The organism is Mailhella sp., from assembly GCF_057866825.1.
Genome location: NZ_DBMAHT010000055.1, coordinates 1 through 12,699, shown reverse-complemented (window position 1 = coordinate 12,699; position 12,699 = coordinate 1). Strand labels below are relative to the sequence as shown.

General features: G+C 62.1%; 10 protein-coding genes and 1 pseudogene. 6 read left to right on the top strand and 5 right to left on the bottom strand.

What is annotated here, in order from left to right; all coding sequences use genetic code 11:
• Both ACZM96_RS06660 and ACZM96_RS06655 read left to right on the top strand, forming a co-directional pair.
• Nucleotides 1-531: septal ring lytic transglycosylase RlpA family protein (locus ACZM96_RS06660; protein ID WP_489488078.1), on the top strand; the 531-nt coding region annotated here is incomplete at its 5' end.
• A gap of 456 nt (nt 532-987) precedes the next feature.
• On the top strand, nt 988-2,445 hold the full coding sequence (locus ACZM96_RS06655) for a catalase (RefSeq protein ID WP_489488077.1): 1,458 nt from the start codon (nt 988-990) through the stop codon (nt 2,443-2,445).
• Nucleotides 2,446-2,762: 317 nt separating this feature from the next.
• On the opposite strand, the gene lpxB is transcribed toward ACZM96_RS06655, so the two are convergent.
• From lpxB to cobA, 5 genes are all read right to left on the bottom strand, one after another.
• Complete coding sequence (gene lpxB / locus ACZM96_RS06650) at nt 2,763-3,878, bottom strand: lipid-A-disaccharide synthase (RefSeq protein ID WP_489488076.1); 1,116 nt, start codon at nt 3,876-3,878, stop codon at nt 2,763-2,765.
• Nucleotides 3,850-4,830, bottom strand: coding sequence for a nucleoside recognition domain-containing protein (locus ACZM96_RS06645; RefSeq protein ID WP_489488075.1), 981 nt, complete (start codon nt 4,828-4,830; stop codon nt 3,850-3,852). The genes lpxB and ACZM96_RS06645 overlap by 29 nt, the downstream gene beginning before the upstream one ends.
• Nucleotides 4,831-5,103: 273 nt before the next feature.
• A complete protein-coding gene (locus ACZM96_RS06640) occupies nt 5,104-5,550 on the bottom strand; it encodes a hypothetical protein (protein ID WP_346665114.1) in 447 nt (148 codons plus the stop codon).
• Between the two features lie 80 nt (nt 5,551-5,630).
• A complete protein-coding gene (purN, locus tag ACZM96_RS06635; RefSeq protein ID WP_489488073.1) occupies nt 5,631-6,305 on the bottom strand; it encodes a phosphoribosylglycinamide formyltransferase in 675 nt (224 codons plus the stop codon).
• Nucleotides 6,302-7,822: a uroporphyrinogen-III C-methyltransferase gene (cobA, locus tag ACZM96_RS06630; protein ID WP_489488071.1), complete on the bottom strand. Its 1,521-nt coding sequence runs from the start codon at nt 7,820-7,822 to the stop codon at nt 6,302-6,304. The genes purN and cobA overlap by 4 nt, the downstream gene beginning before the upstream one ends.
• 356 nt (nt 7,823-8,178) lie before the next feature.
• On the opposite strand from cobA, the gene ACZM96_RS06625 reads away from it, so the two are divergent.
• The 4 genes and pseudogenes from ACZM96_RS06625 to ACZM96_RS06610 all read left to right on the top strand — a co-directional run.
• Nucleotides 8,179-9,099 carry a respiratory nitrate reductase subunit gamma gene (locus tag ACZM96_RS06625; protein WP_489488070.1) on the top strand — a complete coding sequence of 307 codons (921 nt, stop codon included), beginning with the start codon at nt 8,179-8,181 and terminating at the stop codon, nt 9,097-9,099.
• A 12-nt stretch (nt 9,100-9,111) separates the two neighbouring features.
• Nucleotides 9,112-10,707 carry a (Fe-S)-binding protein gene (locus ACZM96_RS06620; protein ID WP_489488069.1) on the top strand — a complete coding sequence of 532 codons (1,596 nt, stop codon included), beginning with the start codon at nt 9,112-9,114 and terminating at the stop codon, nt 10,705-10,707.
• A 717-nt stretch (nt 10,708-11,424) separates the two neighbouring features.
• Nucleotides 11,425-12,168, top strand: coding sequence for a sulfite exporter TauE/SafE family protein (locus ACZM96_RS06615; RefSeq protein ID WP_489488068.1), 744 nt, complete (start codon nt 11,425-11,427; stop codon nt 12,166-12,168).
• Between the two features lie 136 nt (nt 12,169-12,304).
• A pseudogene (locus tag ACZM96_RS06610) lies at nt 12,305-12,699 on the top strand (Tim44 domain-containing protein); the annotation flags it as partial.

The window sequence follows — 12,699 nt, the reverse complement described above, 5'->3', positions numbered from 1 at the left end:
ACCGCTACGGGTGAAGCCTTCGACATGTTCGCCATGACGGCGGCGCATCGCACGCTTCCCCTCGGCACACTGGTCAAAGTGGAACACAAGGCCACCGGCAAAAGCGTCATCGTGCGCATCAACGACCGCGGGCCTTATTCCAAAAACAGAATTATCGACTTGTCGTTTGCGGCCGCCGACAGTCTCGGTCTTTCCGAGACGGGCGTTTCCCGAGTGACCCTCCAGATCGTCGGCGACAGCGAGGGTCATCCGCTGCTGAGTTCTCAGGCCTTTTTCGTCAAGCTGGCGGAAACGCAGGTGTCTTCCGACGCCGTGGCGCAGCAGCTGCGCCGCCTCATCCGTCTGGGCCTGTACGACGCGGCCTCCCTGCTGCATACGCGCGACGGCCTGATGGCCATCGGCCCGTACGCAAGCTTCCAGGAATCGCAGGATGCGCTGGTGCGCGTGGCCACCACCCACCCCGGAGCCAGCATCATGCTTGCGGAGAAAAACTCCATGTCCCCGGCCGTTCAGGCCGTGGCCGAAAGGTAGCTTCGCCCCCGGAAAAGGCGAACCGACCTCGCGGCGCGTGAGAAACGCCGCCACACGATGCGCTTGCCCCCGAGCTTCAGGCCCGGGGGCTTTTTTATGCCCTGCGGCCTGCCTGCGGCTGGTCGCGCAGCGTTTTTTCGGCGCACAACGCAGCGGAGCGCGGTTTGCCGTCTGCGTCGCGGACCTCGAAAAAGCGGATTTGCGGCGCTCTTCCGAACGTGCTTTGCGAAGGTGCAACAGTGTTTTCCTGCCGCATGCCGTGCCGAAAAGCAAGGATTTTTTGCCCGCAGAAGGGCGGAACCGGGCCGGGCGAACAGGGTATCATGAACGATATTAAATAGTAATGATAATCTTTACTATTTACAAAAATTGTCGACCGTGGCATGTTTTCCTCAAAGGCGTCATGGGAATTTTCTCACACGGCACCTTCATGGTGCGCAACCAAGGAGCAAGCTTATGGCTGATAAGAACGACTATCTGACTACCGGTACCGGTGCGCCTGTAGCCGACAACAATCATGCGCTGACTGCCGGCCCCCGCGGTCCCATGCTGATGCAGGACGTCTGGTTTCAGGAGAAGCTGGCCCATTTCGACCGGGAGGTCATTCCGGAGCGGCGCATGCACGCCAAGGGCTCCGGAGCCTACGGAACCTTTACGGTGACGCACGACGTCACGAAGTACACGAAGGCCTCGCTTTTTGCCGAGGTGGGCAAGAAAACGGAAGTGTTCGCGCGTTTTTCCACGGTGGCGGGCGAGCGCGGCGCGGCGGACGCGGAGCGGGACATCCGCGGTTTTGCCGTGAAGTTCTACACGGATCAGGGCAACTGGGACATGGTGGGCAACAACACGCCGGTGTTTTTCCTGCGCGATCCGCTCAAGTTCCCGGATCTCAATCACGTGGTCAAGCGCAATCCGCGCACCAACATGCACAGCGCCGCGGACAACTGGGACTTCTGGACCCTGCTGCCCGAAGCGCTGCATCAGATCACCGTGGTCATGAGCGACCGCGGCATTCCGGCGTCGTATCGGCACATGCACGGTTTCGGCAGCCATACCTACAGCCTCATCAATGCGGAAAACAAGCGCTTCTGGGTCAAGTTCCACTTCAAGACGCAGCAGGGCATCAAGAACCTCACGGACGCCGAGGCTGAAGCGCTCATCGGCCGGGACAGGGACAGCCATCAGCGCGATCTGTACGAGCACATCGAAAAGGGCGATTTCCCCCGCTGGACGCTGTACTTCCAGGTCATGCCGGAAGAAGACGCCGAAAAGCTGCCCTATCATCCGTTCGATCTGACGAAGGTATGGTATCACAAGGATTGCCCGCTCATCGAAGTGGGCGTGCTGGAGCTGAACCGCAATCCTGAAAACTATTTTGCCGAGGTGGAGCAGGCGGCCTTCAATCCTGCGAATCTGGTGCCCGGCATCGGCGTTTCGCCGGACAAGATGCTTCAGGGGCGGCTGTTCTCCTACGGCGACGCGCAGCGCTACCGTCTGGGCGTCAATCACAACATGATTCCGGTGAACAGGCCCCGCTGTCCCTACCACAGCTTCCACCGCGACGGCGCCATGCGCGTGGACGGCAATTACGGCAGTTACACGAGCTACGAGCCCAACAGCGCGGGGGCCTGGCGCGAGCAGCCGGAATTTGCGGAACCGCCGCTCAAGATCAGCGGCGACGCGGCCCGCTGGGACTATCCCTGCGACGACGCCGACTATTTCGAGCAGCCCGGCAAACTGTTCCGTCTGATGTCGCCGGAACAGCAGGAAGCGCTGTTCGGCAACACGGCAAGAGCGCTGGGCGATGCGCCCAGGGAAATCAAGCTGCGTCACATCCGCCACTGCTTCAAGGCTGATCCGGCGTACGGCATCGGCGTGGCCCGGGCCTGCGGCATTCCGGAAAGCGAAATCTAGTCAGCGGGCATTCCGGCGTTTCCATCCTCCCGGGAAACGCCGGACATAAGGAAAGGCAGGTGTGCCGGAGCGGCATGCCTGCCTTTGTGTTTTTTCGGTGCAGGGCATGTTGCAGACTGCGCACTTGCAGAAGCAAGGCGGGCTGCTTGGGAGTGACCGGGCAGGCGCAGGGGGAAGCGTTCGCCTGTATCGCGGGGCGCTGCGTCCAAGCCGCCGGGGGGCGAAGCGTTCGGCGCGGCGTCGCGAGGGAAGCCGCGCGTCTTTCTCTCCGCGCGCTCAGGCGGTCGGCGTGCTGGTCAGGCGTCAGGGGAAAAGTATCAGAAAATTTCCCGGGCCAGCGCTTCCGCCGCGCGATGCGCGCTGCCGGGCTTGCCGCAGCGTTCGCGAAGCTCTTCCAGATCGCGCACGATGCCGTCCAGCTTTTCGGGGTGTTCGAGCCAGTCCGCCACGCGCCGCGCCATGGGTTCGGGGTCGGCGTCCTTTTCGATGTGCTCGGGAAACACGGTGCGGTTCATGATGAGGTTTGTCAGGCTTATCCACTTCACCTTGATGACGCGCAGGGCAACCTGGTACGAGAGCGGGGAGACCTTGTAGGCCACGAGCGTGGGCACGCCCGCAAGGCCCGTTTCCAGCGTGGCCGTGCCCGAGGCCGCCATGATACACTGAAACGAGCGCATGAGGCGGTAGCGGTCTGCGCCGTCGTGCATCACGAGGGGCGCGTCGCAGTTCCAGAGCGAGCGCAGATGCTCTTCGGAAAAGTTCGAGGAGCGTATGCAGTGAAATTCCAGATCGGGAAACTTTTTCGTGAGCAGCGCGGCCGCGCCCGCAAAGGCCGGCATGAGGGAATCCACTTCCTTGCGGCGGCTGCCGGGCATGAGCCCTATGCGGTGCGGAACGGGGGAGACGTCCTTGATGGACGCGTAATCCACAAGATCCACCAGCGGATTGCCCACATACTCGACGTCCATGCCGTGGGCGTGGTAGAAATCCACCTCAAAGGGCAGGATGGAGAAAATGCGGCGCACGTGTTCCTTCAGGAATTTCACGCGGCCCGTGCGCCAGGCCCACACCTTGGGCGGAATAAAATAATAGACGGGAATGTTCAGGGCACGGGCTATCTTTGCCACGCGGAAGTTGAATTCCGGCGCGTCGATGAGCAGCACGGCGTCCGGCCGGACGCGTTCCATTTCGCGGCGGATGCGGCGCAGAAGTCCGAAGATGCGCGGCAGACTGGTCAGCACTTCCACAAGGCCCATGACGGAAAGCTCTTCCACGCGCAGCAGATTTTCCTGACCGGCGCGGGCCAGATTGTCGCCGCCCATGCCCACGACGCGCAGCGCGTCCTTCGGCGTGATTTCGCGCAGAGCGGCCAGCAGCGCGCCGCCCTGAAGGTCGCCGGAAATTTCACCGGCATTGATCCACAGTGTCTTCATGGGAAACCTCGCGATCTGTCCCGGCGAAGCGCTTCAGGGCAGGGTAGAAGGCGTTGATGAGCGCTCCGGCCGCCAGCGTGAACACGAGGCGGAAGCCGAGCAGGCCCCACAGGCTGCCGCCCACGAGGGTGAGCAGCAGCGTGTCTTCGATGAGGGAGTGGGAAAGCCCGAGCAGGGAGATGGCGCAGAGCGCGTCCTGACGGGAAAGCGTGCCCTGCTGGGCGTTCTTGATGAGTATGCCGCTGCCGTAGAGCAGGCCCATGGTGAAGCCGATGACCACGATGGACACGGCCTTGGGGGAAACGCCGAGCAGGCGCAGCGCCGGGCCGAGCAGACGGCCCATCCAGTCGGAAATGTGGAACACGTCGAGAAAGCGCTGCAGCAGCATGACGGCGCAGATGATGACGTACATTTCGGCCAGCGTTTTTACCTGCTGAATCAGCCAGTCGCTCCAGGAAGTGGTGGCCCCGGCGGAAAGCAGAATGGCGGCCGGCTGCTGAAGCAGGCCGAAGCCGTCGAGAACAAGATGCAGCAGAAAGGCGGCGAGAATGCCCGAGCCGAGGCGCAGGAAGAACTGAAACGGCATGGACACGCCGCATTGTCCGGCGATGCGCACTTCGAGAATGAGGCTGTGCGCAATGAGCACCAGCACGCCGAACACCGTGGTCTGGGCGACGGTGAGCTCGGGAAGCTGCGGCGCAAGGGAAATGAGCACCATGAGGCCGGAATACATGCTCACCAGAATGCAGGAGATCCAGGCGAGACTGAACTCCGCGGGCAGGCCGACGAGATCCATGACCGGACGCATGGGGAGCGAGATCCAGGGAATGAGACCGCTTTCTTCCAGAATCTTCACGAGCACGACGATGGGAATGAGAAAGCGGAAAATGCCGAGGGCGACTCTGTGACCGTCGCGCCAGCAGTCCGACAGGTGTTTCAGAAGAGCGTTCATGATGCCATCCGTGCGTGAGGGCGGGCCGGAAAAGAGGGCGGAGCGCCGTGGGGAGAAGGGGCGTTTTGTTCGGAACGCGCCGGGAGGAGGCGGGAAGCGGCGGCGTTTTTGCGGACGCCTGCGGAAAGGCTTGCGTTCCTGCGCCGAAGAAAGAGGGGTGTCCGCCGGGGAAGCGCTGCGCGGCGTCGCGGAAAGGGCGGGGGAAAAGAGGTTTTTTGCGGAGCACATCCGCGGTCCGGGCGGGACGTTTGCATCGTCCCGCCCGGAAGGCGCTTATTTTTCGCGGTCGAGATAGCCGTAGCGGGCGGACACGCCGTCGGTGCGGCTCACGATGCGGTCGGCCACTTCGTCCACGGTGTCGGGCGTGACGATGCCGAGATCGCGCACGAGATAGTATTCCATGGAGCCTTCGGAAAGGGCGAGTGTCCAGACCACGGCGTACACGGAGCCCACGCCGGGACGGGAGGGAAATTCCGCCGCCGTGGAAAGCAGAATGCGGAACTTGGCCTCGCGCGGAGGATTGGCGGGATTGGAGCTGTTGATTTTTTTCTGCAGGCTGTTGAAGAGGGCCACGCCGATGCTGTCGTCGCCTTCAAATTCCACAACCACGGGGGTGCGGCGCTCCGCCTTGCGGGGTGCGTCGTCGGCCGCAAAGGCGGCGGAGCTCATGCACAGGCAGGCGAGCAGGGCCGATGCGGCAAAAAAACGAAGAGCTTTCATGCAATCTCCCTCGGCTGAAGGTCAGCCGTGTGGGCGCGGCAGCGCCGCGCGATGTGAGCCGGGGGCTCCGGCAAAAAGCGTTAGAAACCTTCTTCCAGCGGCGGCCAGATCAGGGCGAGTTCCGGCTGCGGAGCCTGCGGACGGCTCGACGGCGCAAGGAGCACGCGGCGGCCGTCGAGGCTCAGGCGGCCTTCGGCCAGCCACTGCAGCGCCTGCACGTAGATGCGGTGCTCGAACACGTGAATGCGATTGAGCAGCGCTTCGTCGTCTTCGTCCTGACGCACGGGAAGCGTGGCCTGAACGATGATGGGCCCGCCGTCCATGACGGGATCCACGATGTGCACGGTGCAGCCGCTGAACCTGGCGCCGTACTGCCAGGCGTCGCGCGCGCCGTGCGTGCCGGGAAAGGCGGGAAGCACGGCGGGATGAATGTTCAGCACGCGGCCGGGAAAGGCGTCGAGAAACGCGGGCGTGACGAGGCGCATGTAGCCGGCAAGGGCCACGGTGTCCACGCCGGCGGCGGTAAGTTCCTCCACCATGCGCCTGTCGAAGGTTTCGCGGTCGGGAAAGGTTTTGTGATCGAGGCACAGATGCGCGATGCCGTGCCTCTCGGCGCGGTCGAGCACCGGCGCGCCCGGGCGGTTCGCAATGATGATGCGGATGTCCGCGTCGAGCCTGCCTGCTTCTGCGGCGTCGATCATGGCCTGGGCGTTGGTTCCGCTGCCCGAGGCGAGAATGCCGAGCTTGAGGGTCATGCGCGCTCCTTGTGCGCAAAGGCCGCGCACACGGCGTCCACCATTGCGGGAATGGTGAAGGATTCCGACTGAATGTCGGGCTCAAGCCCCAGCGAACGCATGGTTTCCGCAGTCACGGGGCCGATGGCGGCAAAGCGCACGCCCGGATGCTTCTTCAGCTCGTCGAGCGGAATGGAGGCAAGAAAATTGCGCACCGTGGAGGAAGAGCCGAAGGTCACGCAGTCGAGCGTGCCTGCTTCGAGCGCTTCCATGACCTTGTCGCGGTTTTCCTCGGAAGGCACGTTTTCGTAGGCGGCAATGACGTCCACGTCGGCTCCGGCTTCGCGCAGCGCGCGGGGCAGCACGTCGCGGGCTTCCCTGGCGCGGGGCAGCAGCACCTTCTGTCCCTTCATGCCGAGTTCGAGCATGGCCTGCGCCACGCCTTCCGCCACGTAGGAGGAGGGCACGAGGTCGGGGCGAATGCCCATTTCTTCCACGGCCTTCGCCGTGGCCGGGCCGATGGCGGCCACCTTCACGGAGCCGAGGGCGCGGGCGTCGAGCTTGAGCGCGGAGAGGCGCTGCCGGAAGAAGCGCACGCCGTTCACCGAGGTGAACACCACCCAGCCGTAGCGGGAAAGATGACTCACGGCTTCGTCGAGTTCGGCGTAGTCGGGCATGGGAACGATCTTGATGGTGGGGAACTGAATGACGCGCGCGCCTTTTTCCGCCAGAAGCGCGGCGCTGCCGCTGGCCTGCTCGCGCGCCCTCGTGACCACCACGGTGCGGCCGAAGAGGGGCTTTTTCTCGAACCAGTCGAGCTTGTCCTTGAGGCGCACCACGTCGCCCACCACGATGATGGAAGGATTGGTGAAGCCTTCGCGCACGGCGGCGTCCGGCAGATCGGCCAGCGTGGAGGCGAGGGAACGCTGCCTGTCGGTGGTGCCCCAGTACACCAGGGCCGCGGGCGTATTCCCGTCCATGCCGGACTCGATGAGCTTGGCCGCGATGTCGGGCAGATTCTTCATGCCCATGAGAAAGACCAGCGTGGAGGCGCTGCGGGCGAGAGCCTTCCAGTCGTGAACGGAACCGGGCTTGGTGGGATCTTCGTGACCGGTGATGATGGTGACGGAGGACGAATAGGCCCGGTGCGTGAGCGGAATGCCCGCGTAGGCCGGACCGGCAATGGAACTGGAAATGCCGGGAATTTCCTCAAAGGGAACGCCCGCGTCCACGAGTTCCTCGGCCTCTTCGCCGCCGCGTCCGAAAATGTAGGGATCGCCGCCCTTGAGGCGCGCAACAACCTTGCCCTCCTTCGCCTTGGCGATGAGCAGCTTGTTGATGTCGCCCTGTTTCATGGCGTGATTGCCGGCGATTTTGCCTACATAGATGAGTTCGGCATCGGGCCGGGCCAGGGCGAGGAGCTCCTCGCTGGAAAGATAGTCGTACACCACGACGTCCGCTTCAGAAAGAACCTTTCTGCCTTTGCAGGTGAGCAGGCCGGGATCGCCGGGGCCTGCGCCGATGAGATAAACGTACATCCGTCCTCCGGGTCTTGAATTCAGGCGCAGTGTACTTATTAATAGGATGGTGAGCAAGACTTTCCTCGGCGGGCCTCTCTGTTCGTTGTCACCTTGTGAAAGTTCTTGTGGGCGCAGACTTGTTTTTTTGCGCTTTGTGAGGTAATCTTCATCAGCTTTCCTCCGGTGCATCCTTGCGCCGGTCCGGCCGCCCCGGCAATAGCTCTCGCCGGGAAATATGTGGAATAATTCCACATACTTTTATCCCTAAAAACGGCGATGCGGCGGGCGGTTTGGAAGCGTGGTGCGGAAATGTGGCCGGGGCAGATTGCCCCTGTCAGGATGCAAGTTGGCGGACAACGCGACAGGAGACAACCATGAGCATCTTTTTCTACTGTTTGGCCTATGTGGCGGTTATAGCCTTCGTGGCCGTGGCTCTGATGAGAATCATCGGCTATCTCAAGAAACCTCAGCATCTGCGCTGGGAACTGTATCCCGTGGCGCATGAAGACCCTGAAAAGGTCGAATACGGCGGCAGCTACCTTGAAAACACCGAATGGTGGAAAGACAAGCATCGCAGCTGCATGGTCGGCGCTCTCAAGGGCTTCCTCATTGAAGCTCTGTTCCTCAAGGCCGTGTGGGAACACAACCGCACTCTCTGGGTGCGCACGTATCCCTTCCACATCGGTCTGTACCTTCTCATCGGCGCCATGGGCATGACCATTCTGTCCGCCCTCGGCATGCTCGCCGGCGCCGACGGCTTCGTGACCTTCTGCACCGTGATCACCGTGATCTGCGACGTGTTCGGCTTTGCCGGCATCCTGTTCGGCTCCATCGGCCTCATTCAGCGCCGTCTGTGCGACAAGGGTCTGCGCAAGTACACCACCAACGAACACTTCTTCAACCTCGGTCTGTTCGGCGTGTACGGCCTGTTCGGCCTCATGCTGTGCCTCGGTCACGGCGTGTACGACTTCGCCCTCATGGGCAACAGCTTCATCTATGGCATGTTCACCTTCACTGCCATGGAACTGACTCCCCTCTACGTTCTCTATCTGCTGATCGGCTTCTTCATGTTCTTCTGGGTGCCCTACAGCTTCCTGGGCCACCTCTTCATGAAGTACTTCACCTGGCACGACATCCGCTGGGGCGATGCTCCCACCATCAACAATCCCAAGCTTCAGAAGCAGCTTGCCAACAACCTGAACCTGCCCGTCAGCTGGCGCGCCCCGCATGTTCAGGGCGACGGCAAGAAGACCTGGGCTGAGGTTGCCACTTCCAACCCCGAGAAGCAGGACTAAGGAGCTCCATACATGAAAACTTCGCAGGAACTTACCTTTAATGATCTGTCGAGGGAAGAAGGGCTGCTCACCACGGTTGATGTGAATACCCTTCGTCCCATGCCCGTGGACTATCAGACCTTCCCCTGGAAGGTCATCACCGACGAGCAGAAAAAGCAGTACTGCTGCCTGCTCGACGACATCAACGTTCTGCTCATTCCCGTGCCTCAGACCAAGGCCGAGGAAGAAGAGATCGTCAATCGCTTCCTTGAAGGCGTGCGCAAGCTGTTCACTCCCGAGAACAACTGGACCTGCCTTGCCATGCTCGACACCACCATGGACTACTGCGCGCAGTGCAACTCCTGCTCCGAGGCCTGCCATCTGTACGAGATGACCAACGGGCATGAAATGTATCGCCCGAACTTCCGCTCCGAGCTGTTCCGCCGCATCTACAAGCAGTATGTGAAGAAGGAACCCCTCGCCAAGTGGCGTTACGGCGACACCGAACTCAACTGGAAGACCGTGGTGCGTCTGGCCGAACTCTCCTACCGCTGCAACCTGTGCCGCCGCTGCGCTCAGGTTTGCCCCATCGGCGTGGACAACGGCCTCGTCGCCCGCGAACTGCGCAAACTCTTCAGCCAGGAATTCGGCTGGAACCCCCGCGAACTGCATGAAAAGGGCACCAAGCTGCAGCTCGAAGTCGGTTCCTCCACCGGCATGAATCCCTCCGTGGTTCAGGAAACCGTGGAATTCATCGACGAAGACTACGTCGAAACCACGGAATACGAATTCAAGACCCCCTGGGACGTGCCGAACGCCGACATTCTGCTCATCCACAACGCCGGCGAAATGCTCGCCTGGCCCGACAACATCGCGGCCTTCTCCCTCATTTTTGAAGCCGCCGGTCTGTCCTGGACCCTGAGCTCCGAAATCGCCGGCTACGACTCCGTGAACTACGGCGTGTTCTACGACGACGTGCAGGCCGCCCGCGTGGCCATCAAGCACGCCGAAGCCGCCAAGAAGCTCGGCGTCAAGAAGATCGTGCTCGGCGAATGCGGTCACGCTCACAAGGCCCTCACCGTCATTGCCGACCGCATCCTGCCGCCCGACCTGAACATTCCCCGCGAAAGCTGCTTCCCGGTGCTGCGCGACATCGTGCTCGGCGGTCGCCTCAAGCTCGATCCCAGCCGCAACAACTTCCCCGTCACCCTGCACGACCCCTGCAACCTGGTTCGTCTCATGGGCGTGGTGAAGCCTCAGCGCGACGTTCTGCACGCCATCTGCCCGCAGTTCCGTGAAATGACGCCCCACGGCGTGGAAAACTACTGCTGCGGCGGCGGTTCCGGTTTCGCCATCATGACGCGCAACAACATCAACGAATGGCGCATGAACATCACCGGCCGTAAAAAGATGGAACAGATCTGCGGCGCCTTCAAGGACTGCCTCGGTCCTGAAGTCAAGAAGTACATCTGCGCTCCCTGCTCCAACTGCAAGGGCCAGATCCGCGAACTGCTCGAACAGAACAATCTGCTTGAGAAGAACGGCATGCAGTACGGCGGCCTTGTCGAACTCATCGTCAACGCCATGACCGACGTGAAGCCCGGCTTCATCAAGTGGGAAGAAGAATAAGAACAACGGCGGGAGGAAGAGCGATCTTCCTCCCTTGAGAACGACAGGACGGAGGCTCCGCCTTCCGTCCTGTTTTTTTTATCCGCGGGGGAAAACATCAGTCGGGCCTGGCGCACGAAGCATCAACCGGGCAGGAGATGCTACCCTGACGGCAGCGAAGTTTCGGGGCAGGGCAGAGCGGCCGGGCATAGTCGGCGAGCCGCAGGACTGTTTTTCATGGAGGTTCGTCCGGGGGAGGCAGAGGCGGCGGAAGGGCAGGGGCGCAGATTCAGTGCGCCGGTCGCGCGGGCAATGCGCGGATTTGTCGAAGCCGGACCGCATGCATGCGCGCGTCGATGACGCAACGGAGCAGCGGCTGGAGAAAATCACATGCGGCATCATGATGGGCAAGCCGACGGAAAGGGCAGGTGAGACGCCAGGGCAGAGCAGGCGCGGCTTCGAGTGCGGGCAACGCGTCCGTCGAACTCATCCGCCGGGAGCGGCGGAAGCATTCGGGGATTGCCGGAGGTGGGGGCGGTCTCCGCGCGGCGCGCGTGAAGGGGGCGGACGGTGGAGACGGAAAAAGGCGGACGCGACGGCGAGGACCCGCCGTGGGGAGCGCAAATCGTTTTGTTCCCGTCTGGACAAGGCGAAATAGCCAGAGTATAACTCTGCTCAATTTACGGCGATCAATCTGCAATCTGCGCGCTGAGCCACACTCAGACCCGAGGGGGAATTATGGATTTTTTCTGGACGTGCTTCATGGTCGGGCTGGGCTGGTGCTTCGGCGGCGTTGTCGGCGGGGCCACGGGCATAGGCACCATCATGGTGGCCATGCCCCTCATGACGGCGGTGCTCTCTCCCGGCGACGCCGTGCTTGTTTCCTGCCTTGCGGGGTTTTACAGCACGATTCATCTTTCCTATTCCTACCGCAAGTCGTGCTGCTGGCGGGAGATACGCGATCTTGTCATCGGCGCGGTGCCGGGCTGCGTTCTCGGTGCGCTGGTGCTGCGTGTGGCTTCCATGCAGACCCTTCAGCTCATGGTCTGCGCCATACTCGCCTGCTTCATCGTCATGCAGTGCTTCCACAAAGCGGCCTCGTACCGCCTGCCGGATTCCACGATCATCGGCATTGTGGGCGGTCTCGTCTGCGGCTTCGTGAGCGGTTCCGTGGCCATGGTGGGGGCTCCGCTCGGCATTTACGTGCTCATGAAGCACTGGTCTGCCGACAGGGCGCGTGGCAACATGAGCGTGTTCTACGTGTTCACCAGCGTGGCTTCCGTGCTTTCGCAGGCCGTTGCCGGTTTGTACACCATGACGCTGTTTCAGATATCGCTCGCAGGCGTGGCGGGCTGTTTTCTGGGGCAGCTTGTGGGCGTGCGTCTCGGCCGCCGCATCAATCAGCAGCTTTTTCAGCGCCTCGTGCTGGGATTTCTGGCCCTCGCCGCGGTAATTCTTTTTGCCCGTGCCATGGGATGGTAATATTTCCGCGTTATGCTTTGCTCGAAAAGGACCGTTCGGCTCTTCCCAGCGGCGCTTTTCGTGATTATGGTATTGGTGACTGTACCCGTTCCGTTTCGGGGCGGATGGTCGATAACTCAGCCCATAAGGAATGAACATGAACAAATGGAAAACTTTCGCCCTCTGCGCGGCCTGCCTCGCCACGCTCTCCTTCTCCATGCCTGACTATGCGGATGCCGCACGTCTCGGCGGCGGGCGAAGCTTCGGCAGTTCCTCCATCATGAGCCGGCCGGCCACGCCGCCTTCCGGCGCTTTCCGCGGAGGCTCCTCCTCGGTGCAGCGTCAGGCCCCCATGGCCAGCACGGCCAACGGCGGCGCCGCCACCATGGCCCGCAACAACACCGGTCTTCTCGGCGGCCTGTTCGGCGGTCTTCTTGCCGGCACGCTGCTGGGCTCCCTGTTCGGCGGCCACGGCATGGGCGGCGGCATGCTGGGCGGCGTGCTCAATCTGATTATTCTCGGCCTGCTTGTGTACTTCGGCGTGCGCATGTT

Coding starts and splice junctions, on each gene's coding strand:
- ACZM96_RS06655 (WP_489488077.1), top strand. CDS start 988: ATGGCTGATAAGAACGACTATCTGACTACCGGTACCGGTGCGCCTGTA.
- lpxB (WP_489488076.1), bottom strand. CDS start 3,878: ATGAAGACACTGTGGATCAATGCCGGTGAAATTTCCGGCGACCTTCAG.
- ACZM96_RS06645 (WP_489488075.1), bottom strand. CDS start 4,830: ATGAACGCTCTTCTGAAACACCTGTCGGACTGCTGGCGCGACGGTCAC.
- ACZM96_RS06640 (WP_346665114.1), bottom strand. CDS start 5,550: ATGAAAGCTCTTCGTTTTTTTGCCGCATCGGCCCTGCTCGCCTGCCTG.
- purN (WP_489488073.1), bottom strand. CDS start 6,305: ATGACCCTCAAGCTCGGCATTCTCGCCTCGGGCAGCGGAACCAACGCC.
- cobA (WP_489488071.1), bottom strand. CDS start 7,822: ATGTACGTTTATCTCATCGGCGCAGGCCCCGGCGATCCCGGCCTGCTC.
- ACZM96_RS06625 (WP_489488070.1), top strand. CDS start 8,179: ATGAGCATCTTTTTCTACTGTTTGGCCTATGTGGCGGTTATAGCCTTC.
- ACZM96_RS06620 (WP_489488069.1), top strand. CDS start 9,112: ATGAAAACTTCGCAGGAACTTACCTTTAATGATCTGTCGAGGGAAGAA.
- ACZM96_RS06615 (WP_489488068.1), top strand. CDS start 11,425: ATGGATTTTTTCTGGACGTGCTTCATGGTCGGGCTGGGCTGGTGCTTC.